The organism is Lactobacillus sp. CBA3606 (assembly GCF_002970935.1).
In the GTDB taxonomy this organism is placed as follows: Bacteria; Bacillota; Bacilli; order Lactobacillales; family Lactobacillaceae; genus Lactiplantibacillus.
Window position 1 is genome coordinate 320,495 of record NZ_CP027194.1, and the last position, 23,619, is coordinate 344,113.

At 44.0% G+C, this 23,619-nt stretch carries 24 protein-coding genes, 1 tRNA gene, 1 pseudogene and 1 other annotated feature; of the genes and pseudogenes, 24 read left to right on the forward strand and 2 right to left on the reverse strand.

The window, feature by feature from the left end:
• Positions 1-205: 205 nt before the first annotated feature.
• From C5Z26_RS01695 to C5Z26_RS01715, 5 genes are all read left to right on the forward strand, one after another.
• Positions 206-2,566: a BspA family leucine-rich repeat surface protein gene (locus tag C5Z26_RS01695; RefSeq protein WP_158682780.1), complete on the forward strand. Its 2,361-nt coding sequence runs from the start codon at positions 206-208 to the stop codon at positions 2,564-2,566.
• Between the two features lie 342 nt (positions 2,567-2,908).
• Positions 2,909-5,143 carry a BspA family leucine-rich repeat surface protein gene (locus tag C5Z26_RS12755; protein WP_158682782.1) on the forward strand — a complete coding sequence of 745 codons (2,235 nt, stop codon included), beginning with the start codon at positions 2,909-2,911 and terminating at the stop codon, positions 5,141-5,143.
• A gap of 203 nt (positions 5,144-5,346) precedes the next feature.
• Positions 5,347-6,234, forward strand: coding sequence for an exonuclease SbcC (locus C5Z26_RS01705; RefSeq protein WP_105448305.1), 888 nt, complete (start codon positions 5,347-5,349; stop codon positions 6,232-6,234).
• Positions 6,224-7,174, forward strand: coding sequence for a hypothetical protein (locus tag C5Z26_RS01710; protein ID WP_234005708.1), 951 nt, complete (start codon positions 6,224-6,226; stop codon positions 7,172-7,174). The genes C5Z26_RS01705 and C5Z26_RS01710 overlap by 11 nt, the downstream gene beginning before the upstream one ends.
• A gap of 15 nt (positions 7,175-7,189) precedes the next feature.
• Complete coding sequence (locus C5Z26_RS01715; protein WP_105448306.1) at positions 7,190-7,729, forward strand: dUTP diphosphatase; 540 nt, start codon at positions 7,190-7,192, stop codon at positions 7,727-7,729.
• A gap of 865 nt (positions 7,730-8,594) precedes the next feature.
• On the opposite strand, the gene C5Z26_RS01720 is transcribed toward C5Z26_RS01715, so the two are convergent.
• Positions 8,595-8,668 (reverse strand) — tRNA-Arg (locus tag C5Z26_RS01720).
• A 187-nt stretch (positions 8,669-8,855) separates the two neighbouring features.
• Between C5Z26_RS01720 and C5Z26_RS01725 the strand changes: the two genes are divergently transcribed.
• Entirely contained in the window at positions 8,856-9,770 is a 915-nt protein-coding gene (locus C5Z26_RS01725) for a prenyltransferase (RefSeq protein WP_105448307.1), read from the forward strand.
• A 120-nt stretch (positions 9,771-9,890) separates the two neighbouring features.
• Positions 9,891-10,016 (forward strand): hypothetical protein, encoded by a 126-nt coding sequence (locus C5Z26_RS12695; protein WP_255414937.1) that lies wholly within the window; start codon positions 9,891-9,893, stop codon positions 10,014-10,016.
• Positions 10,017-10,106: 90 nt separating this feature from the next.
• Here the strand turns inward: C5Z26_RS12695 and C5Z26_RS01730 are convergent, their stop codons facing one another.
• Complete coding sequence (locus tag C5Z26_RS01730) at positions 10,107-10,262, reverse strand: hypothetical protein (protein ID WP_105448308.1); 156 nt, start codon at positions 10,260-10,262, stop codon at positions 10,107-10,109.
• A 208-nt stretch (positions 10,263-10,470) separates the two neighbouring features.
• Between C5Z26_RS01730 and C5Z26_RS01735 the strand changes: the two genes are divergently transcribed.
• The 17 genes and pseudogenes from C5Z26_RS01735 (at position 10,471) to C5Z26_RS01815 (ending at position 23,610) form a co-directional block, all read left to right on the forward strand.
• Positions 10,471-11,097, forward strand: a complete 627-nt coding sequence (locus C5Z26_RS01735; protein WP_105448309.1) for a TetR/AcrR family transcriptional regulator — start codon at positions 10,471-10,473, stop codon at positions 11,095-11,097.
• 64 nt (positions 11,098-11,161) lie between these two features.
• Positions 11,162-11,234 (forward strand) — a sequence feature (ribosomal protein L21 leader region).
• 22 nt (positions 11,235-11,256) lie between these two features.
• On the forward strand, positions 11,257-11,565 hold the full coding sequence (gene rplU, locus C5Z26_RS01740; RefSeq protein WP_105448310.1) for a 50S ribosomal protein L21: 309 nt from the start codon (positions 11,257-11,259) through the stop codon (positions 11,563-11,565).
• A 21-nt stretch (positions 11,566-11,586) separates the two neighbouring features.
• Positions 11,587-11,922: a ribosomal-processing cysteine protease Prp gene (locus tag C5Z26_RS01745; RefSeq protein ID WP_105448311.1), complete on the forward strand. Its 336-nt coding sequence runs from the start codon at positions 11,587-11,589 to the stop codon at positions 11,920-11,922.
• Between the two features lie 24 nt (positions 11,923-11,946).
• Complete coding sequence (gene rpmA / locus C5Z26_RS01750) at positions 11,947-12,225, forward strand: 50S ribosomal protein L27 (protein WP_105448312.1); 279 nt, start codon at positions 11,947-11,949, stop codon at positions 12,223-12,225.
• A gap of 123 nt (positions 12,226-12,348) precedes the next feature.
• Positions 12,349-13,413 (forward strand): M24 family metallopeptidase, encoded by a 1,065-nt coding sequence (locus C5Z26_RS01755; protein WP_105448313.1) that lies wholly within the window; start codon positions 12,349-12,351, stop codon positions 13,411-13,413.
• 68 nt (positions 13,414-13,481) lie between these two features.
• Positions 13,482-14,039, forward strand: coding sequence for an elongation factor P (gene efp, locus C5Z26_RS01760; RefSeq protein ID WP_105448314.1), 558 nt, complete (start codon positions 13,482-13,484; stop codon positions 14,037-14,039).
• 41 nt (positions 14,040-14,080) lie between these two features.
• The gene (locus C5Z26_RS01765; protein ID WP_105448315.1) at positions 14,081-14,539 is read left to right on the forward strand and encodes an Asp23/Gls24 family envelope stress response protein; all 459 of its coding nucleotides are present in this window, start codon (positions 14,081-14,083) and stop codon (positions 14,537-14,539) included.
• Entirely contained in the window at positions 14,536-14,955 is a 420-nt protein-coding gene (nusB, locus tag C5Z26_RS01770) for a transcription antitermination factor NusB (RefSeq protein WP_105448316.1), read from the forward strand. The genes C5Z26_RS01765 and nusB overlap by 4 nt, the downstream gene beginning before the upstream one ends.
• 143 nt (positions 14,956-15,098) lie before the next feature.
• A complete protein-coding gene (locus C5Z26_RS01775; protein WP_105448317.1) occupies positions 15,099-15,959 on the forward strand; it encodes a bifunctional 5,10-methylenetetrahydrofolate dehydrogenase/5,10-methenyltetrahydrofolate cyclohydrolase in 861 nt (286 codons plus the stop codon).
• Positions 15,952-17,304 (forward strand): exodeoxyribonuclease VII large subunit, encoded by a 1,353-nt coding sequence (gene xseA / locus C5Z26_RS01780; protein ID WP_105448318.1) that lies wholly within the window; start codon positions 15,952-15,954, stop codon positions 17,302-17,304. The genes C5Z26_RS01775 and xseA overlap by 8 nt, the downstream gene beginning before the upstream one ends.
• Positions 17,297-17,536 (forward strand): exodeoxyribonuclease VII small subunit, encoded by a 240-nt coding sequence (locus C5Z26_RS01785; RefSeq protein ID WP_105448319.1) that lies wholly within the window; start codon positions 17,297-17,299, stop codon positions 17,534-17,536. The genes xseA and C5Z26_RS01785 overlap by 8 nt, the downstream gene beginning before the upstream one ends.
• On the forward strand, positions 17,529-18,419 hold the full coding sequence (locus tag C5Z26_RS01790) for a polyprenyl synthetase family protein (RefSeq protein ID WP_105448320.1): 891 nt from the start codon (positions 17,529-17,531) through the stop codon (positions 18,417-18,419). Before C5Z26_RS01785 ends, C5Z26_RS01790 begins: the two co-directional genes overlap by 8 nt.
• Before the next feature lie 14 nt (positions 18,420-18,433).
• Positions 18,434-19,249 (forward strand): TlyA family RNA methyltransferase, encoded by an 816-nt coding sequence (locus C5Z26_RS01795; RefSeq protein ID WP_105448321.1) that lies wholly within the window; start codon positions 18,434-18,436, stop codon positions 19,247-19,249.
• Between the two features lie 86 nt (positions 19,250-19,335).
• Positions 19,336-19,794 carry an arginine repressor gene (locus tag C5Z26_RS01800; RefSeq protein WP_105448322.1) on the forward strand — a complete coding sequence of 153 codons (459 nt, stop codon included), beginning with the start codon at positions 19,336-19,338 and terminating at the stop codon, positions 19,792-19,794.
• 61 nt (positions 19,795-19,855) lie between these two features.
• On the forward strand, positions 19,856-21,550 hold the full coding sequence (recN, locus tag C5Z26_RS01805) for a DNA repair protein RecN (RefSeq protein ID WP_105448323.1): 1,695 nt from the start codon (positions 19,856-19,858) through the stop codon (positions 21,548-21,550).
• 223 nt (positions 21,551-21,773) lie between these two features.
• Positions 21,774-22,984, forward strand: a pseudogene (locus C5Z26_RS01810) (betaine/proline/choline family ABC transporter ATP-binding protein).
• Positions 22,981-23,610 carry an ABC transporter permease gene (locus tag C5Z26_RS01815; protein WP_105448325.1) on the forward strand — a complete coding sequence of 210 codons (630 nt, stop codon included), beginning with the start codon at positions 22,981-22,983 and terminating at the stop codon, positions 23,608-23,610. Before C5Z26_RS01810 ends, C5Z26_RS01815 begins: the two are co-directional and overlap by 4 nt.
• The last annotated feature ends 9 nt before the right edge of the window (positions 23,611-23,619 follow it).

Here is a 23,619-nt window from a genome sequence, read left to right on the forward strand (position 1 = left end):
TTTTTTATGTTTGTTAATAATTAATTAGTATTATTTTGGTGCGTTTACATGTCGATTAGGTCAACCTATGATACGATAGGTGATGATGATACGGCGGGTCGACAGTAAACGCCATTAATGATTAGTTCTAGCTAATCGATTGATTATTCAACGCATGACAAAAAAGTTGGTGCGTGCCACCAATTACAGAATGAAGGGATTCGTGATGAGTAAATTACAAAGCAAATGGGGCTGTTTGTTGCTTAGCTTAACGGTCGGGGCTGTGACACCGCTAACAACGGTAGGGGCTGCTGTGACTGAAGCGCAGACCGTGACGACCGCCAATTCACTGCCACCAGTTGATTCAGATGATGCGGTCGCGCGCTTGGTGGCGACCACGGCTTCAGCGGTGAGCGATTCGGCAGTTTCAAGTAGTGCACCGGTGACTGACAGTGGCGCAAGTAGTGTCACTGCTAGTTCGTCCGCGGTTCCTAACACGGCTGCATCAGCAAGTGAGACCACGAGTAGTGCCGCCGTGACCAGTGCAACGACTAGCGGTGAAGCTAGTCGGGCAGCGACTGAGACTGCAGTAACGAAAACCACGGCGACCACTGATGATGCGGTGGCAACTGGAATTAGTGGTACGGTTAATTGGACAATTGGTGATGATGGGGTCTTGCATTTAAGTGCTGGGAGTTTTGGCACATTGCCAAGCAGTGTTTCGCTGTGGAACAGCTATGCGGCTCAGATTACCAGCATTAGCATTGAGGGTGCCATCACAGCGGGAACGGGTGCGACCTATGCGCGTCTATTCTCCGGGCTACCTAATGTAACCACGATTACGGGATTAAAGCAGTTGAGTCTGGCTGGCGTGACCAATGTGAGTTATATGTTTTATAACGATACCAGTCTGACAAGCGTTGATTTTGGTGATAATGATTTTTCGAGTGTGACGACCATGCTATCAATGTTTCAAGGTTGTACTAAACTAACGGCTGTTGGGACGGCGTGGACCTTCAACAAGGTGACCAACTTAGCAAATGTTTTCTATAATTGTGCAGCTTTGACCACGGTCAATACGCGCGGTTGGGATATCAGTAATGTCACAACGCTTAGTGGGACCTTTTCAGGGTGTAAAGCCTTAACCGCCATCGATGTTAGTGACTGGCAGACTGGTAACGTGACCGCCTTGACTAATACTTTTGCTAATTGTACCAGCTTGACGACGTTAGCAGTCGGTAACTGGGACACAAGCAAGTTGACCTCCCTAAATAGCACCTTTAGCAACTGCTCACATTTAACGACGCTAAATGTGAGTAAGTGGAAAATGGGTAATGTAACCACTTTGGCATCTGCTTTTAATGGTTGTAGCAACTTGACGACACTTCCGGTGGGTAATTGGGATGTGAGCAAGGTGACAACACTTAGCTATACTTTCACTAACTGTAAGAGCCTCACTTCCTTAGATATTAGACAGTGGCAAACACCGCAATTAGTTACTTTTTCGCAGACGTTTCAGAATGCAAGTAGTCTTACAGCCTTGGACTTTAGCGGGACGGGGTGGGATACGAGCAAGGTGACCAGTATGTTTGGGCTTTTTAACGGTACCGGATTAGAAACGCTTGATTTAAGTCAGCTGACGACGGCTAACGTTACGAATTTTGGTAGTACCTTTTACGGAATGACTAAGTTAACCACCTTGAATTTGGCTAGTTGGGATACTTCAGCGGCAACTAGTTATAAGACTATGTTTGGCAATTCTCAAAACTTACAACATCTCACACTGGGGGAAAAATTCACGTTTCATGGTGATACGTCGATGGCGCTGACTAGCGGTGCGATTACTAATGGATATACTGGCGATTGGCAGTTGGGGGATGATGGGCCGGCCATTGCGACAGACGACTTAATGACGACCTATGATGGCAGTACGATGGCCGGGCAATATAATTGGGTCAAAGTGCCGACAAAATCAACGGTTACTGTGAAGTATGTGGATACAGTCGGTGAGACTGTGTCGCCAGCGGTAACTTATACTGGTATGGTTGGTTCTGACTACACGTTTGCGCCTAAAGTATTGGCTGGTTATACGTTAACAACGACCCCAGCTAATGCGACTGGTGTTTACACGGCTGACCCGATTACCGTGACTTATGTGTATACGGGTAACCTGATATTCAGTTCAGTACCTAGTATGGTGAGCTTTGGGCGCCATACTTTGACGGGACAGTCGGCGACCTATGGCGCTAACTTAGATCAGGAGTTGGTAGTGAAGGATAATCGAAGTCCCAATGCTAGCTGGACGTTGTCAGCGCAACTAGGTGCCAGCGGTTTTGTTAATACAGCGACCGGTGACTCATTGGCGGCGACCCTAACTTATCGAGATGCGCTGGGCACCGCAACGGTGATTGGCAATGTGGCAACGCCGATTGTGACCCAGATGAGCACCTCGAATAATCCTGTTAGCGTGTCAAGTGACTGGTCAACGACGACTGGGTTACTCTTAACGGCGCAAGATAGTAGTCTGATTGGTACTTATCAGGCCGAAATAACGTGGGATTTAGGCGATACCGTCGCAAATAACTAAATTTAATTATCCAGTTGTTGTAACTAACGATTGGATAATTTTTTTGTGGTGTTTGAACCTGTAAAATAGGCCCTAAAATAGACCCTAAAATAGTCGCTAAAGTCCCCGATTATTAGGGCTCTATCCAGATTATGATAGGCTAAGGGGATGATGACCCTAAAATTTGAAAAATTGCTGTGTCCATTACAGTAACCTATGGTACGATAGATAATAATAGTGTGAAAGGTCGACAGTAAACGCGGTTAACCGTGACTGAATTGGCTGGCTGAAAATAAGCTAACGGGAATGAGTTATTAGCACAAAAATGGCGGGGGTCGCCAGTTAAGGATGATGGGAGTAGCCATGAGAAAAAAATCATATAAATGGGGTAGCCTAATCATAGGGGTCATGTTGGGGCTGGTAGCGCCAGTTGCAACGGCTGTCGTGCCATTGATTGAGGTGCAAGCGGTTACGACCGCTGATACGTCGCAACCAGCCAAGGATAATTCAATTTCACGGTTGGTCACCGCCACGTCTTCGGCTGTCGATAATGAGGCGCCGATTCCACCGAGTGCGTCGACGGATACGGCGACTACAACCGCCGACCGTACTTCGGCTAGTGATCAGAGTAGTCAGGCAACCAGTGCGTCAACGGCGAGCAGTTCAAAAGCGACCGCTGTCAGCAGTAGTCGCATGCCAAAGTCGTTAGCCCGAGAAGCCGCAGCGACTGACGATATTGCCAGCGGTTCGAATGGGACTGTGAGTTGGCGGCTTGATAGTGCCGGGGTGTTGCATTTGAGCGGTGGGAGCTTGGCAGTTACCGGGACTAGTAGCGTGTCGCCATGGCCCCTGACAGCGGTTGATAGCATCAGTATTGAGGGGGATATTACCGTTGATACGCTGACTTCCTATACTTATTTGTTTGCCAATTTAGCTAATTTAACCAATATTGAGGGTCTAGATAAGTTGAAAATGGCTGGCGTTACGAGTACAGCATATATGTTCTATGGGGACAAGAAGCTACAAAGCATTGATTTTGGTGAAAATGACTTTTCCAGTGTGCAATCGATGGCATCAATGTTTTCACAATGTAAAGTAGTTGCCACTATTAATACCCAAAATTGGGACGTTAGACAGGTTAAAAATATGAGCCAGCTTTTTTCTGGCGACGCAGTTTTAAGAACTTTAGATTTCTCAGGTTGGCAGACCAGTAGTGTGACAAACATTAATATGATGTTTTGGAACTGTGATTGGTTACTAACGTTGGATTTAAGTGGCTTTGATACCAGTAAAGTAACACAGATGGCTTATACTTTTGCAGGCTGCACTAATTTACAGAAATTTAATATAACAGGCTGGCAGACTGGTAATGTCACGAATTTTACCCGCACTTTTTATGGTTGTATATATTTATCAAATCTAGACGTGGCTAATTGGGATGTTAGCAAAGCAACTACTTTGTCAGAGACCTTTTCTTTATGTACACATTTAACTAGTCTGGATGTCTCGAAATGGGATACGTCTAGGGTGACGGACTTTTATAGTACTTTTTATCAACTGGGACAAGGTAACCCACAGGTACTTGATGGTGGTACCTTGGATACATTGGATGTGGGAAAATGGGATACTTCAGCTGGAACTGATTTTAGACGGACGTTCTATCAGTGTGGCTTGCAGACCTTAGATTTGACGAATTGGGACACAAGTGCGGCAACTAGTCGCTTTAATATGTTCTCTGGCGCAAGTGATTTAAAACACTTAACATTAGGATCTAAGTTTAGTTTTCATGGTGATACACAAATGGCACTTAACCCAATCAAAATAGGAACATATGATAGTTACAGTTATACAGGCAAGTGGCAGTTTGGGACCGATGGACAAACTTATACAGCTGATGAGTTAATGACAACTTATGATGGTGCAACTATGGCCGGTCAATATAACTGGGAACGAAAATCAGGCACGATTACGACAAAATATCTTGATACTGCAAAGAATGTGCTGGCGCCCGAAACAACTCAAACTGGACTAGTTGGCGATAGCTACACGACAAAAGCATTAGATATTGATGGCTACGAATTAACGGAGACGCCAACCAATGCGACTGGTACGTATCCACGTGTAAATCGAACAAATGCTGATCCAAGCATAGTGACTTACATTTATCAGGCAGGTAGCCTAGCCTTTGGATCTGTACCGACTGTTATTGATTTCGGCACTCACAAGTTAGCCAGTCATGCCACTTATGGGGCGACGCCTGACCAACCACTAACCGTGCAAGACAATCGGCGGCTGGCTTCGGCTTGGACCCTCACAGCGCAACTAGGTTCAGGTGGTTTTGTGGATGATTCAGATGCTACGAAGCCAAAGTACCTTGGTGCCACGTTGCGTTATCGCACGGGTGACCAGAATACGATTATTGGCCAGGCCGCCACACCGATTGTGACTCACACGACCACATCACATGACCCAGTTGAGTTATCAAGCGGGTGGTCGGATACGGCCGGCTTGATGTTAACGGCACCGGAAAATGGGTTGGTGGGTCACTATCATGCCACGATTACGTGGAATTTGGGTGCCACGGTGGCAAACCAATAGTATGTCAATTGAGCTTTCAGAACCTTATTTTTTAGTAAAAGAAATGCTTAGAACGCAAAATTGGTCGTTCTAAGCACTTTTTTGTTATAAAATTGGAAAATTGATGGCACAAACCTTTATTAATTGGTTAATATTCGGTAACATAAACAACAGTAGCATAATTCAGCAATTTGCCAATTAACAATAATTGCAAGGAGATTATCATGGAAAAACAAAATCAGCCTGATCTCGAAAAACAAGATCAACCTACGCGCGAGCTAACCGATAGTTTACAGGAAAAATTAGACTATTTAGCAACGCTGCGTCAAGCAATTATGGCTGGCGATGACCGGTTGATCTATGAATTGATCGATGGTGATCACTATCATCAAGCCTTATTAAATGAGGATCAAAATCCTGCCCGAAATGTGCAAGTTGGTTTGATTACGGATGTTCATCCGTCAATTAGCCATTACCTTAGCACAAAGTTAATTGATTATTTAGCGCAGGTTTATCCGTTCTTTTACTATGAAGAAACCCAACCGGGCGAATTTCAAATTTACTTTGGGAACTGGTGGGACCGGCGTAAGTTCGGTAAATTAAACGTTTTAAAAGTCGCTTTTGAATTCAGTCAGGCTGAATTTGATAAATTACAAAAAACGTTTGAATTGGCCGCAGCGCATAAACGCTTCAATACGGATAATATTCAGAAGGTCTCAGCGGCTAATGATGAGTTGCAAAAGTTAATTACGGCGCAAAGTGATCGTGATGATCAAAAAGACGCTTTACGGCAACAATTAAAAGAAAATGGGCAACGTAATTCCTTGTTTGATTCTGGTCGAATTAAGGAAGAACGCCAACAAATTATTGATCAATTGTCGAAGCTGGCAGATGAAGACGAACAGGCGAACAACGCCCACGCAACGATGAAAGACAATGAAGCTAAAATCTTAACGTTGTCGAAAGAAGACACGATTTTGGCTTACGAAAAGCAAGCCATTGAAACCGCATTTAAGAGTTTTGAAAACTTTAATGAGCGTAACCGTAGCCTCTATGTCGACTACCTCACCACGCTGATTGGAAAGGCGCAGGTTGATGCTGATGGCGAATGAAGATAAGCAGATTGATTCCGCAACTTTAAGCACCCATGGCAAGCTGGCGATGTTTAACGAGGGTCTGAAGAGTGGTCTTGCTAATGGGCAACAGTTCACCGCATTGATGGACCAGTTGATTGATGCCACTGATGGTGAAGTGTTATTGACGGCAGCGCAAAAGCTCGCTGATTTTAAGTTGGATTCAGCGTATGTAACGTTCCCGCATCAATACAAGAATGCTGATTACTATCTTATTTTTATGAGTCGTTTGTTGAGCATGCATGAAGATGAGCAAGCAATTTTGAACACTCGGACCCATAGTGAATCGTTGTATCACGTTTTTTCAGCGTTATCAGACGATTATACTTTCTTGTATCAAGTCGTTGCGGGCGAAAATGGTGGCGCTTATTATCATGAACAGACGACGGGTGAAAATTTATTTTACATTCATTTAGAACGCCGGTTACTGCGGTTTAACAGTACGGCTTTTACGAATCTGTTCATTAACAAGTTACTGTTAAAGGGGACCGGTGTTGACCAGATTAACACGGTTTTAGCCACGTTAATTAACTTCGGTCATTTCTTGCAAGATGACTTTGGTTTTAACGTAGACTTCAATATCTTAGACGTGGATAATGCGGCTAAGTATGAACTCCGTGAGACTGATTTAGCTGGCGAAGTGGTCGATAAGTTATTCGTCACGGCCGCCCAACATGATTATATGTTACGTAACTCGCCAAATGGCCGCGGCGCTCAGATTGAACTACCTGGGAAGCTAGTCGTGGATCTCTTCGATACTGGCACTGCTCAGCAAGCCAAATGGGTTCTGACGGTACGTGATCCAGATCAACGGGTGTCATGGTTTGATGTCTTATTACACTTTGACTTCATGCGTGATTGGTATTTAGATAATATTGCCTCACTTGAAATTAAAGCGGACCCCGTGGTATTTGCGTAACTTTCAGGAGGATGTATGTTAGATTTAACCACTTTATTACAACAATCGATTCGTTTAGACCGGGATATTACGGCGAAACAAGCCATTCATTGGCGGCCAGCTGAACGATTACAAAATGCGATGGTCGCCTTAGATGTTGAATTGGCCGAAATGGCGAATACGTCGGAATGGTTCAAAGTTTGGAAGATTCACAAAGGTAAGGCGGATGCTGGGAAGACTGCGCGTGAAACGTTGTTAAATGAATACGTCGATGCGATGGATTTCTTTTTCCTAGTGGCTGCGATCCAACAGTGGACGCACCTCATTCCTATGACGGCGACTGACTTAGATGAGCTTAGTGCCAAGCCAAGTACGGACTTGAATAAACAGTATTTGGCCATTAAACAGCTATTATATGATGCTTACTTTACCCATCGTCAAGCCAGTTACCAACACGCTTGGCACGTGTTCTTGAAACTGGGACTCGTGGATTTTAGTTATTCGCAGGCGGAGATTCAAGCAGCGTTCATTGCTAAGAACCAGGTGAACGAGCAACGACAAAAAGATAATTATTAAAAGGGAAGTGTAACTGGCTTGGAGCTGGTTATGCTTTTTTGAAATTTGGCGAGGAAATACGTTCTTTTAAGGATGTGTTTCCTCGCCTAATTTCATAAAAAGCATTCGCTATATGGCGGATAGCAAAAACGCCCTCATCAGATTTAGAATGTCGGTGTCAGAGCCAAACAGTCAAAATCGAAAGGGGACGTCAGCAATGGTGAATAAACTAAGTGATTTTAAAAGGATATTCGATTATTATGCCGATTAAGGATCAAGATAAGCAATATCAACGCGGCTTAAAGTGGTGGCAACAGCAACTTGGCTTTGATACACAAAAGCCAGCGCCTTGAGACGCTGGCAAGTACATAGGACTTATAGCCCTAGAGCAAACTATTTTCTGTTTTCCAACTCGATCATTTTATCTAAAATTTGTCCAAATTTTTCTCCTAGTGTCAGGGCGATGGCCTTTATAATACGGCCGGATATACTATTAGTTCCACTTTTTGATAAGCTAGTGCGTTGCAGTGTTGACTGACTTACACCACTAGTTTTGCTAACTTGGTAGTGGGTGATGTAAGTCTAAATACTTTTGGAATATGCTCATTTGTTTGAAGACTCCTTTACTATTGAAACAAGAACTGTGAGGGTTATTAAAACTAAAAACGCCCATATAAAACTATTACTTAGATAATGAGTGAAAGAGTCAATTATAATCATCTGATATAATTATGGTCACGAAAAAACAGACGCTTTATGGACACATTTTGTGCACATTTTTTTAATAATACGGTGTAATCTAGTGCAAACTAAAAAACAGGAAACTCGCTAAACGTTGATTTAACGGGATTCCTGTTTTTTAAAAAAGTTCTTATGTGACCAATTATGTCACGAGTGGGACTTGAACCCACAACCCTCCGCTTAGAAGGCGGATGCTCTATCCAGTTGAGCTATCATGACAACAACAAGCCTAATTATAGTTAAGAAAATTAACCCTGTCAATTCTTATTTGAAGTTGTTACCGAGGGGCTTTAAGATTAATGCCGGCTGACTTGTGAAATGAAAAAGAGGCTGGTCGTCAAAAGTCGCTTTTTAGTGAAAAATTTGCAATACTAAAAACGAAATCAATTTCAGGGGGAACCAATAAATGGCAAAATGGTTGAAATGGTCAGTTTTTTACGAGTTAACAGAAATTTATACGGCGCCACTAAATATCATGTGGTTTATCTTGGGCGCAGCGATTGCACAGTATCACGTCCACACGGTTAATTGGATCAATGTGGGCTTGTGCCTGTTAGTCGTCTTCATCTTCGACTTGGCGGTAAACGTTGCTGACAATTATTATGATTATCAGCACGCGCAAGATCGCCAAGATTACGCCCAGAAAACGAATCCGATTGGTCGGTTAAAGTTGCCGTCGCGCGGTATTTTTTGGTTGGCTTGGCTATTGTATGCGGTCGCAGCCATTCCAGGAGTTGCGCTCATCTTGCGAACGGGCTGGCCGGTAGCGATTTTTGGGGTGGTCGGGTATCTGATTGGCATTTTCTACACAGCGGGACCGCATCCGATTAATGCGACACCGGTGTCGGCGCTCGTAGTGGCATTAGCAATCGCATTTTGGATTCAATTGACGTGTGTGTACGTGTCCATCTATGGGCAACAGCCGTTGACTTGGCGCATTGTTGGGACGACCTTTCTCCTGTGCTTACCTTTAACTTTAATCTTCTTTACGGTCCAATTAGCTAATGATACAGCGGATCGTAATGAGGACATTGCGAATCATCGCTATACTTTGGCCGTTTACTTGGGTCAACCGGGGGCGGTTCGCGTGATGCAAGTGGCAATTGGGATTGGGACGTTATGGACCTTGGTCAATGCTTGGCTAGGATTAGCGCCAGTGGTGACTGCATTAACAGTGGTCTTGCTCCCAATCATGTGGCGTGGGATGCGACCATTCTTTGCGGTTCAAGATAAGCAAAAAACGTTTATGGCAATTGTAAAAAGTGCGTCGTTATTTTTCGTCGCATATCCGGTCTTGTTTGCCTTGGGTACTTGGTTTTGAGGGCTTAAATCTTAAGAAAAGCTAAAGGTGATTAAAAAATGACGGTTAACTAGTCGTTTTGCTTGAAATAATCCTGTAACATAACGATAATATAAATGTAACAGGAGAGGAGAGACGCTTATGGTTTCAGTTTTAGCAATCGTTGGCATTTTAGCCGTTGCCGGAGGGATTCAATATTATTCGAACTTTGTTTCTAAGGAGAATGCAGCCAGTAAACATTTCACTGCTTCCCGTGATAACCATTAGTTATCAGTTAGTTCCTAATTGTTTACGGCAACTTTATCTATTAATGAGTAATAAAAAAAGAACTGACCAAAAGGCCGGTTCTTTTTTTTATTACTTGATTTTTGGTGTGGCTTCAATGGTTTCAGTCTTACCAGCGGCCCAACGTTGAATCGCGGCAGTTTGCTTTTCGCGACGAAGACGCTTTTGCTTATCAGCAACTGGACGACGTGTGGCCCATGTATTGTAAGGTTTTGCTACAACAGTCATGAGAGAATTACCTCCTTTTAATTAGTCCAATAACAATTATTGTAAGACTAGTATAACGTAAAATGCAACTAAAATTAATGAAAACCTGTTTTTTTTTGAAAAAAGCCCTCGATTATGGACGATTTGTCCTAATTTGTTCTGATAATAATGATTATTAGACGCTCCGGGGGATTGATGGTATATTTATCTTAGAAAGTAGGGAAGTTAAATGAACCATGAAATTGATCCCCGGGTTGATAAGACCCGGCGGCATTTACGGCAAGCTTTAATTACATTATTACAAACTAAAAATGTTGAAGATATCTCGGTCCAGGAGTTAACTGCAACAGCATCAGTGACTCGGGGCACCTTTTATCTTCACTATAAAGATAAGCCGGCGTTTGTTAGTCAAGCGCTCGATGATTTAGTGACCGATCTGTTTGCAACGGGCATCGTCACGGTTTCAATTGGGGAGGTCATTACCAATCCGGCTGATCCATTACGCCGTGTTCAAGTCCTATCCTTGGCTAAGGCGTTGGGCTATATCAACGATCATGCCGAGGCCTTTAAAACTTTGTTGATTGATCAGAGCCAACTAGCGGTAGATCACCGCATCAAGCAACAGCTCACGACTTGGATGCAACAGTTTTATCATGAGTTTGAAGATCAATTTGCCGACTTAGAAGTACCAATTAGTGTTCAAACCGCTTATTATGTTTCAGCGACCGTCGGGTTGATTACCGATTGGCTTGAAAATGATTTGATTTACACGCCACGTTACCTCACTAAATGTATTAAAAAGCTGCATCGGTTGATGACAGTTGGTAATATTACTTTCACAGATTTCTTTGTATAATGAAAATATAGCTTGACTAGTGGCGTCTATTTTGATAGTATTTTCTTGTTGTATTTGTGAACTTCTACAGCTACAACCGCACGAATTAAGTTTTAAGTTCGGCAACGACGCTTAATTTGGCGAGTCTAAGTGATTCATAATTTAAGGAGGTGCACAAACGTGTACGCAATTATTGTAACTGGTGGTAAACAATATAAGGTTGAAGCAGGTCAAGCTGTTTATGTTGAAAAGCTTGATGCAGCCGCAGGCGATAAGGTTGTTTTTGATCAAGTCGTTTTTGTTGGTGGCGAATCAACTAAGATTGGTAATCCGACTGTTGATGGTGCTACGGTCGAAGGAACTGTTGAAAAGCAGGGCCGCGAACGTAAAGTGGTAACTTTCAAGTATAAGGCCAAAAAAGGGACTCATACGAAAAAAGGTCATCGCCAACCATATACTAAGGTAACGATCGACACAATTAATGCATAATTAAGAAAGTAGGCATTCCTTATGATTCAAGCAATGATTTTCCGGGATCAAGACAGTGCAGTAACTGGCTTCCGGTTAACGGGTCATGCTGATTCAGGTGCTTATGGACAAGACATCGTTTGTGCGGCGGTTTCGGTGTTAGCAATTAGTACAATCAATGGGATTGAACAAGTTGCGCACTTGAAACCCGAAGTCCAGAGCGATGAAACCAATGGTGGTTTGTTAATTGCTGATTTTACTAAGTTAGATTTAGCTAACCAACAATTGCAGACGCTCCTTGAAAGTTTCACACTCGGATTAAACGATGTTGCCACGAACTATGGTGATTATATCCAGGTTCGTGAACAAACACGATAACCACATTCGGAGGTGGACTTTACTATGTTAATGAACTTGCAATTCTTCTCTCACCATAAAGGTGGCGGTTCGACTGCCAACGGTCGTGATTCAGCTGGTCGGCGTTTAGGCGCTAAACGGGCTGATGGCCAAACTGTTAAGGGTGGTAACATCCTTTACCGTCAACGCGGAACCCATATTTACCCTGGTGTTAACGTTGGCCGTGGTGGCGACGATACATTATTTGCAAAGGTTGACGGAGTCGTTCGTTTTGAACGCAAAGGTCGCGACAAGCGCCAAGTTTCTGTTTACCCAGCAAAATAATCTTTTGAAAGAGCCTCTGCGTGAGGCTCTTTTTTAACGCATTAGTGATGAATCATGACTGAGCGACGTTTACCAGGCTGAAGTTTGGTATAATGAAGCAGAGGTTATGATGGGAGTGACTAAATGCCAAGTCGAATTGAACGGTTACAACAGCAATTTGATCGGTTAAAAATTGATGCGTTTTTGGTGTCAAGCAATGGTAATTTACAATATTTAACCGGAATGGATGATCTAGCAGGTGCGGGCTATCTATTAGTTTTAGCGCACGAGGCTTATCTGATTACGGATGCACGTTATCAAACGGCCTTTGCTAAGGAATATGATCATGACCATCTGGTGATTACGCGGGATTACTTAGGGGCTATTTGTGAGTTGATTGCACAGACCAGCACCGGTGTCATGGGATTTGAGGAGACGTTGCCATACGTTGATTATACTTACTTAGATGAGTATCTAGTCAGCGATTTGGTGGCGCTATCAAATGTGGTTGAAGCTTTGCGCGTGGTTAAGAGTGCGGCTGAAATTGCCAAGTTACGTGCCACCGCGCAATTGGCGGATGCTGGGTTTGGCTATGTGACGAGCATTGTTCGACCTGGAATGCGTGAATGCGATGTTAGTAATTTACTAGATGCGTTTATGCGCTCACGTGGTGCCAGCGGACCGTCGTTTACGACGATTGTCTTAGGCGGTGCCCGGGCGGCTTTACCACATGGGGTGGCTTCAAATGCGCACCTCACGGCTGGTCACTTGGTTACCCTCGACTTTGGTTACTTTTTAGATGGGTATACGTCAGACATGACCCGAACTTTTGCTTTAGGGACACCAGATGCTAAGCTTAAAACGGCCTATGAGGCTGTCCAAGCGGCACAACAGGCCGTTGTGACCCAAGTACGTCCCGGGGCCGTCAGCGCTGATTTAGACGCAGTGGGTCGCGAGATGTTAACGACTGCTGGGTATGGACCAGCCTTTAACCATGGGATGGGACACGGGATAGGCTTAGAGATTCATGAAGCGCCGCTGATTTCGACCAACAGCTCGGCGACGTTAGTGAGTGATAGTGTCGTGACCGTTGAACCAGGGGTATATTTCCCCGGTCTTGGCGGGATTCGCATTGAAGATGATGTGTTAGTTACTGCGACTGGGCATGAACGCTTGACGCAAGCAACCCGTGATTTAGTGATTTTATAGCCAAGACAGTTGCCACGGCGGCTTGGTCTTGTTATAGTAATAAAGATATCTTCATAGGAGGACTTTAAATGATTTCTACAGCAGATTTTAAAAATGGATTAACAATTGAAGTTGACAATGCAATTTGGCGTATCGTGGAATTCCAGCACGTTAAGCCAGGTAAGGGCGGCGCGTTCGTTCGTTCAAAGCTTAAGAATTTACGGACTGGTGCAGTTCAAGACAAGACTTTCCGGGCCGGTGCTAAGATGGAACAAGCCCCAATCGAAAAGAGTACCATGCAGTATTTGTACGCTGATGGGGACAGTTATGTCTTCATGAACACGGATACTTACGAACAAATTGAAATTCCTGGGGACAACATTCAAACTGAATTGAAGTTCTTAAAGGAAAACATGGAAGTTCAAGTAACGTTGTTCAATAGCGAAGTTTTAGGGATTGAATTACCTAACACGGTGACGCTAGAAGTTGCTGAAACGGAACCCGGGATTAAGGGTGACACCGCTTCTGGTGGTTCTAAACCAGCTACGCTTGAAACTGGTGCGATTATTCAAGTGCCTTTCTTTGTTAAGGCTGGCGACAAGTTGATCGTTAACACTGTTGATAGCACGTACGTTTCTCGGGCTTAATTTACAAGTGCCGACAAACATGGAATTGGAGGAATGTCAAAATGGCTGATAGCAGCAATATTATGCTACAAAGCAAAGAACCCAGCTTAGGACAAATTCAAATTGCACCCGAAGTGCTTGAAATAATCGTTGGTATCGCGGTAAGCCAGATTGATGGTGTTAACCGGATGCGCGGTTCGATTTCTTCCAGTGTAAATGAGTTGTTCGGTCGTAAAAAGAGTCTGGGTAAAGGGGTTAAGTTAACGATTGTTGATGATCAAATCAGCGTCGATATCTACGCCTATTTGAATTATGGCGTTTCGGTACCCAAGGTTGCTTTAGCGATTCAAGATAAGGTTAAGCAACAAATCTTGTTTATGACTGATTTGGCGTTGAGTGAAGTTAACGTCCACATTACCGGGATTGTTACTGAAAAGACGGAGAGTGCAATTGATCCGAATAATCTTTTTGGTGAAGCCAATCCAGAAACTGATAACGATGAAGATGGTGAAGAATCTTGAGTTTAACGCGTCATGAAATCCGAGAAAAAGCCTTTCAAGCTTTATTTGCCTTGAATGCTAATCCCGATGCTGATGAAAATCAGTTGTATCAACAATTGTTAAATCCTGAGGGCACGGTGGAACTAGAAATCCCTAGTTATCTGAGTACGTTGGTAACGGGCGTTCGTGATCATCAAACTGAACTAGACACTTTGATTCAACCGTATTTAAGTCAAGCTTGGTCGTTAGATCGACTAGCAAAGACGGATTTAATTGTCTTACGGATTGCATTCTTTGAGTTGAAGTTTGCTGATGGTGTTCCAGCTAAAGTTGCCGTTAATGAGGCCATTGAATTAACTAAAACTTTCAGTGATGATCAATCACGTAAGTTTGTGAGTGGCGTCTTAGGCAAAGCCGTTAATGACGAAGCAATTTAAGCTAAATCCGAACAATATGATGTTCAACTTGAAAGTCTGGCAATTTGCCAGACTTTTTTTTATAAGTTATCGTTAAACCAGCTATTTATCTCTGGTCTTAATATGCTAAAATGAAAAAAGACAACCAAAGGAGCGTGGCAGGTGTGACAACAATTATTGATGGTAAACAAGTGGCAAAACAAGTTAATCAAGCAACTCAGGCTGAAGTTAGCAAGTTAGTTGAACGTGGGGTACAACCAGGAATTGCAGTGATTATTGTTGGTGAGGACCCAGCTAGTCAGATTTATGTACGAAATAAGAATCGTAAAGCAACTAAGTTGGGGATGCATTCGATTGTTCGGCAATTACCGGCAACGACGACCCAGGCTGAATTACTATCAATTATTGCGGCTTACAATGCTGATGATAAAATTCACGGGATTTTGGTCCAATCACCGCTACCAAAGCAAATTAACGAGCCGCTAGTGACGTTAGCAATTGATCCGAATAAAGACGTGGATGGCTTTCATCCCACCAATGTCGGTAAGCTAATCACGAACTATGCTGGTCACTATCCAATTGCCAATACCCCCCGGGGGATTATGACGATGCTGGCAGCGTATGATGTTGATCCAACTGGTAAGTACGCCGTAGTCATTGGGCGTAGTACGATTGTTGGGAAACCCATGGCCGCTTTGTTGACGAATGCCAATGCGACGGTGACGTTAGCCCATAGTAAGACGGCCGATTTGAAGGCCGTTGCGCGAACTGCCGATATTTTGGTTGTGGCAACGGGCATCGCGCATCTGATCACAGGTGCCGATATTAAGCCGGGGGCGACAGTGATTGATGTTGGTATGGATCGTGATGCGAACGGTAAGTTAGTGGGCGACGTTGATTTTGAGTCAGCCCAAGGTGTGGCTGGCTTAATTACCCCAGTACCTGGCGGGGTGGGCCCGATGACGATTGCCACGTTGATGCAAACGACGGTCGAGTTAGCAAAATGGAGTGATTTAGGTGAGTGATAGTCAAGAATATTTGACAGTTTCGGCGTTAACCCAATACTTAAAGCGTAAATTCGAAGTTGATCCTTATCTGGGTAAAGTTTATTTAACTGGGGAAATCTCAAACTATCGCCCACGGCCGAACACGCATCAATATTTTAGTTTGAAAGATGACCATGCTAAGATTTCGGCGATTATGTTCAAATCAGCTTTTGCCAAAGTAAAATTTCAACCAGAAGTTGGGATGAAAGTCCTAGTCGTGGGTCGCATTAGTCTATATGAACCCAGTGGCAGTTATCAAATCTACGTTGAACGGATGGAACCAGATGGGGTTGGGGCGCTTTATCAAGCGTTCGAACAATTGAAGGCTAAGTTAGCGGCCGAGGGGTTATTTAATGCGCCTAAACAGCCATTAGTCCGGTTTCCAAAGCGAATTGCAGTGGTTACGAGTCAAAGTGGTGCGGTCATTCGTGATATCATCACGACGGTGCGACGACGCTTCCCAATCGCACAACTGGTCTTGTTTCCAGCCCAAGTTCAAGGAGATGCGGCAGCACCAGAGATTGCGCGCCAAATCGAACGGGCTAATCAAGCGGGCGATTTTGATACGTTGATTATCGGCCGTGGTGGGGGCTCGATTGAAGACTTATGGCCGTTCAATGAAGAAGTCGTGGCCCGCGCCATCGCAGCCAGCCGCTTGCCGGTTATTTCATCAGTTGGTCATGAAACCGATACGACCATTGCCGATTTAGTGGCGGATGTCCGGGCGGCAACCCCAACGGCAGCGGCCGAGTTAGCGGTACCCGTGTATAATGATGTGTTGTTACAATTGAATCAAGACCGTTTACGAGTCTTTAATGCGTTTCAAAATTTAGTGCAACATGATCGGCAACGTTTAAATAAATTAAAACAGTCGTATGTTTTTACCCAGCCTAACCGGTTGTATGAAGGCTATTTACAAAAGTTAGACTTTTTATCTGAACGGCTAAAGCAAGCGGGTCAACAAACTATCAGTCAATCACAACAACGTTATCAGCAGATGGTGCAACGACTGACCCAACAAACGCCCATTCATCGAGTACGGCAAGCGCAGACACAATTAACTAACTTGCAACAGCGGCTAACACGGGCGACCCAGCAAGTGATGGTGACTAAACGCCAGCAATTGGCGCGGACGACCCAGTCACTTGATTTACTAAGTCCGTTGAAGATTATGGGGCGCGGTTATGCGTTTGTGACTGAACAAAATCAAATTGTGCGGTCAACCGAGCAATTGAAGCCAGCCCAGACGGTGGCAATTCATTTTGCGGATGGCGAGGCTACGGCACAGATTACTGAAGTTAATGGAGGAAAAAGCAATGGCTGAAAAACCAACCTTTGAAACAAATTTAACTAATTTAGAAACAATCGTTAACCAATTGGAACAAGGCGATGTGCCATTAGAACAGGCTTTGGATCAGTTTCAAAAAGGGGTAGCGTTGAGTCAACAATTACAAGCAACCTTAGAAGGGGCCGAAAAGACCTTGACTAAGATGATGGATGAAAATGGGAATGAAGTCCCATTTGAACAAGCGAAAGCGCCAGCAACTAATGAATAAGCAAGTTTTAGCAGATTTTGAAGCAGCTTGGGTGCCACGAATCAATACCTATCTGGATGAGCAGCTCCAGCAAGTTAGCGATCAAGATCAACTAACGGCGGCCATGCGCTATTCGGTATTGGCTGGTGGCAAACGGTTACGACCGTTATTAACGTTGGCAGTGTTAACGGCTTTTGAGCAACCGATCACCGCTAAGGAATTACGGGCCAGTGTGGCGGTAGAACTCATGCATACTTATTCGTTGATTCATGATGATTTACCCGCAATGGATAATGATCGTTTACGCCGAGGACAACTCACGAATCATGTAAAGTTTGGCGAAGATTTGGCGATTCTGGCTGGTGATGCCTTACAACCCTTGACGTTTCAATGGTTAGCTGACAGTCAATTATCCGCAACAATGATTGCCCAATTGACCTTGGCATTAGCGCAAGCAACGGGACCTAAAGGGATGGTTGCGGGGCAGGTTGCGGATGTGACTGGGGCTGGCGTTCAGTTACCACTCGCAGCGCTACAACAATTACACCGTGAAAAAACCGGCGCTTTGATTCACTATGCCGTCGTCGCTGGGAGTATTCAAGCGACCGTGACTGGTCCCGTTCAAACGGCATTATTAGCCTTTGCGGATGCATTTGGCTTAGCTTTTCAAATTTATGATGATATTTTAGATGTGACTAGCACCCCGGCAGCCATGGGAAAAGCGACGCATAAAGATGCGCAGGAGCATAAGAATACCTATCCCGGACTATTAGGATTAGCAGGTGCTAAAAGGGCTTTAAAACAAGCCTTGAATCAAGCTCAAAACGCTTTAAAGCAAGCCGAAACGTTGAGTCAACGTGATTTGGGATTATTGGCTGCATTTTTAACGTATTTTACGAATTAGAGGACTTAATCAAGATGGAAAAAGAACGGATTGATGTGTTATTGGTTCAGCAGGGTCTATTCGATACGCGTGAAAAGGCCAAACGAGCCGTGATGGCGGGTGAAATTCTCGGTGTGAATGAAGAACGCCTAGATAAGCCGGGGGTCAAAATTCCAGTGACCACTGAATTACATTTAAAGGGTAAGCCGATGCCATACGTCTCCCGTGGTGGGTTAAAACTGGAACGCGCGTTAAAAAGTTTTGCCATCGACGTGACCGATCGTACCGTGTTAGATATCGGCTCTTCGACGGGTGGTTTCACGGATGTCATGCTACAAAATGGGGCGAAGATGAGCTATGCGTTAGATGTCGGCAGTAATCAGTTAGTCTGGAAATTGCGGCAAGATCCACGCGTGGTCGTCATGGAACATACTAATTTTCGGTACAGTAAGTTAGCGGACTTTACGCAAGGCCGGCCTAACTTTGCGTCAATTGATGTTTCCTTTATTTCATTACATCTTATTTTACCACCGCTCCATGCTATTATTGAGCCAGGAGGTGACGTGGTTGCGTTGATCAAACCTCAGTTTGAGGCTGGTCGTGAGAACGTCGGTAAGCATGGCATTGTTCGTGATCCGGCCGTGCATACGGCAGTGTTGACAGATATTGTCACGTTTGCGCGTCGTGCGGGCTATAACGTCTTAGGTTTAGATCATTCGCCAATCAAGGGTGGCGAAGGTAATATTGAATTTTTAATCCATTTACAAGCAACTGATGAACCGGCGACAGTTGCGTCCACGGTTTCTATCGAACGGACGCAGCAAACCGCTTACGACCAGTTGAATAAGTAACGGATTCTTAAATCCAGTCTTTCATATTTATGCAAAATAGCTTATTATGTGAGTATAGATATGACTAAGACGCCGGGGGTGATCGGGTGAAAAAGCAAGAACGCCAACGCTACATTAAACGATTATTAAGTTCAAAAGAAATTGAACGACAAGAAGACTTTGTCAGCTTATTACGTGCGGAAAATATTGATGTGACGCAAGCCACGATTTCTAGAGATATTAAAGACATGCAACTGGTAAAAGTTCCCTCGGCGACGGGTGGCTATCGTTACAGTATGCCAGTGCAAAAAAAGATGGATACTGAAAAGAAGCTTAAGCGGACCTTGAAAGACGCCTACATTTCCTATGCCACGCAAGACAAGTTTGTGTTAATTAAGGTCTTACCAGGTAACGGCCCGGCTTTAGCGGCATTGGTTGAAGCCATGCATTATGAGAACGTTTTTGGAACCTTAGGTGATGATGCCACCGTGCTAATTATCTGTAAATCACTGGCGGCAACGCTAGAATTACAACAAACCATCCAACGATTATTAAGCGATAACTAGGTTATCATTGGGCCTGCTCACATTGCCGTGACAGGCCGTTTTTTATAGGGAGGAAATTGCAGTGTTACAAGAATTATCAATTACTAACTTTGCTATTATTGAACACTTGGACATTGCCTTTGAAGCTGGCATGACCGTCTTAACTGGTGAGACTGGGGCTGGTAAGTCAATTATTATTGATGCAGTCGGGTTGCTAGCTGGTGGTCGGGGGTCCCAAGAATTTATTCGGACCGGTGCGGACAAAGCCATCTTACAAGGGATGTTTATCTTGCCAAAAACAGGCAATACGGCGCAACTGTTAGATGCAGCCGGCATTGACCATGCTGATAATACGGTAATTCTCCAACGTGAGATTGCCAAAAGTGGGCGTAATACCTGTCGCATCAACGGCATGTTAGTCAATACGACGACCCTAAAGCAAATTGGCGAAACAATTGTCGACATTCACGGCCAAAATGAACATCAAGAGTTGATGCAACCAGAGAAACATTTAGGGTTGTTAGATGAATTCGCGGCTGCTAAAATTCGCAAGTTAAAGCAACAGTACGCGCAACAATATGAAGACTATCAACAGTTGAATCAAGAATTACGAAAAAAGAATGCTAATGAAAAAGAGTGGGCCCAACGGTTAGATATGCTGAATTTTCAAGTTGACGAAATTTCTGCAGCGCAAGTTAAAGTTGGCGAAGAAGCGGATTTAACTGCGGAACGCGACCGTTTAGATAATTATCAGACCATTAATCAGGCCTTGCAGCAAAGTTATAGTTTGTTGGCTGCCGAGGAAGAAACGACCGGGGCTGTCGATATGGTTGGCGAGGTGATGCATGCCTTAGATCCAATTGCGACCTTGGATCCTGCCTTCAATGAAATTGCTGTCAATGTAAAAAACGCCTTCTATGCGTTGCAGGACGCAGCTGGTCAAGTCTCTAATCAATTGGATTTGCAAGAATTTGATGAGGGCCGGTTAGATGAGTTAGAGCAACGGCTAGATGTGTTAAGTCAATTGAAACGTAAATATGGTGATTCTGAACAACAAATTTTGGATTATTATCAAAAGATTTCAGCAGAATTGGCTAAAATGACAGATTCTGAAGAAAACAGCGAAGATTTGGCTCAGCGTGTTGCGGATCAGCAAGCCGAGTTGTTAAAAACCGGGCAGGCACTGTCCGACAAACGACGGGCATGTGCCAAAATCTTGCAACGACAAATTCATCAAGAATTAAAAGACCTCTACATGGATAAAGCGATTTTTGAAGTGCGGTTTAAGCCGACTAATGGGCAGATTTATCGGAGTGGGCTCGATCGCGTTGAATTTTATATTCAAACCAATCCAGGTGAACGGATGCGACCATTAGCGAAAATTGCGTCCGGGGGTGAACTTTCACGGATGATGTTAGCGTTAAAAACCATTTTTTCAGAGTCACAAGGGATTACGAGTATTATTTTTGATGAAGTAGATACCGGCGTTAGCGGACGAGTAGCGCAAGCGATTGCTGAAAAAATCAGTGGTATCGCGCAATTTTCACAAGTGTTATGTATTACGCATTTGCCACAAGTTGCGGCAATGAGTGATCATCACTACTTTATTGCTAAAAAGATTACGGGGCAGCGAACTAAAACCAGTGTGTCAAAATTAGCTCATCCGGCGCGCGTGCAAGAATTAGCACGGATGTTAGCGGGCACGAAGGTCACTAAATTGTCATTAGAACATGCGGAAGAGTTATTACGCTTGGCCGGTGAAGCTAAAGCTAATTAACTGATTGACCAAGTTAGTCCTAGGTGAAATTAAAAAAAAACGTGGTTTTTTTTAATCGCGTTCAACCGGTACTGTTGACTGCAATCCAGCGAGGTCGGGTGGTTAATTAGATTTCGAGTTGTTTGCAATTTGGTTTCATTATAAGTTATCCTTTATTAAGCACTGCTTTAGAAAGTTAATTAAAAAACTAAAAAAGATTGGAGCGATGAGGTTGTTTCTAACAATGGAACATTTGAACAAAACTTATCCCGGGGCAAGATTGCTGTCGAAGATTTTAACCTAGAAATTGAAAAGGGTGAATTTATCTGCTTCATCGGGACGTCTGGTTCTGGTAAGACGACGACGATGCGGATGATTAACCGGATGCTTAGTCAAACTTCAGGAACCATTAAACTAGAAGGTAAAGACATCGGTCAGCTTGATCCAGTGAAGTTACGCCGTAAAATTGGGTATGTGATTCAAAATATCGGCTTAATGCCCCATTTAACCATTCGTGACAATATCACGTTGGTTCCGAAATTATTAAAATGGTCGCAAGATAAGATGAATGAACGGGCTGAAGAAATGATTAAGCTCGTTGAATTACCAGCTGAGTTTTTAGATCGTTACCCTTCCGAATTATCTGGTGGGCAACAGCAACGGATCGGGGTTGTCCGCGCATTGGCTGCCAACCAAGACTTAGTATTAATGGACGAACCATTTGGGGCGTTAGACCCGATTACGCGTGAAGCCTTGCAAGATTTGGTGAAAGACTTGCAAGAACGACTGGGCAAAACTTTTGTGTTTGTTACCCATGATATGGACGAAGCTTTGAAGCTTGCTACCCGGATTGTCATCATGGATGGCGGGAAGATTATGCAAGTTGATACGCCAGATGGTATTTTGCGCCACCCGGCCAATGAATTCGTTGAGAATCTAATCGGGAAAGATCGGTTGATTCAAGCACGTCCAAGTATTACCACCGTTGGTCAAGTGATGTTAAAGAATCCTATTTCAACGACACCGGGCAAGTCTTTAACGGCCGCATTACGGTTAATGCATGAAAAACGGGTTGATTCACTCTTGGTAACCGATGAAGCGAACATTCTAAAAGGGATGATTGGCATTGAAGATGTGGATTACAGTTTCAATTCGGCGACGAGTGTTGACGATATTATGACCCGTGACATTTTCTATGTTCAATCCAATTCGTTAATTCGCGATACGGTTGAACGGATTTTGAAGCGCGGCTTTAAGAATATTCCCGTGGTTGATGATCAACATCGCTTAGTTGGGATTGTCACGCGGGCGACCCTAGTCGATATTGTGTACGATGCACTTTGGGGTGATGAAGAAGAAGATGAAGAAACAAACAACATTCATCATCACAACGATGAAGTAGCGGCGACTTCAGCGGCCACTCAAACGACTACTGAAGGCGGTGATCAGCAATGATCACGTTTCTACAAAATTATGGCGGTCAGCTACTGCTTAAAACTTGGCAACATCTCTATATTTCGGCGATTTCGCTAGCTTTAGGGATTTTAGTAGCGGTGCCGTTAGGAATTTTATTGACGCGGACGAAAGCCATCTCCGGTTTTGTGATGGCGATTGCTAGTATGCTCCAGACCATTCCAGCCATGGCTTTGTTAGCACTCATGATTCCGTTTTTCGGAATTGGGGCAGTGCCAGCCATCATTGCGTTGTTCATCTATTCGTTACTCCCTATTTTGCGGAATACGTATTTAGGGATGGAAGATGTTAATCCGGCTCTGATTGATGCAGCTAAAGGCATGGGGATGACCTCATGGCAGTCGATTATTAAAGTAGAATTACCGATGGCTGCACCTGTTATTATGGCCGGGATTCGGTTATCAGCGACGTATGTGATTGCTTGGGCAGCGTTAGCTTCATATATTGGTGCCGGTGGTTTAGGTGACTTTATTTTTAACGGGTTAAATTTATATCGGACCGATTTAATTTTAGGTGGGTCGATTCCAGTTATTATCTTGGCCTTAATTGTCGATTGGTTGTTGGGTAAGCTTGAAGCTGCGGTGACCCCACAAACGACACAGGCGTAAGGAGGAAAC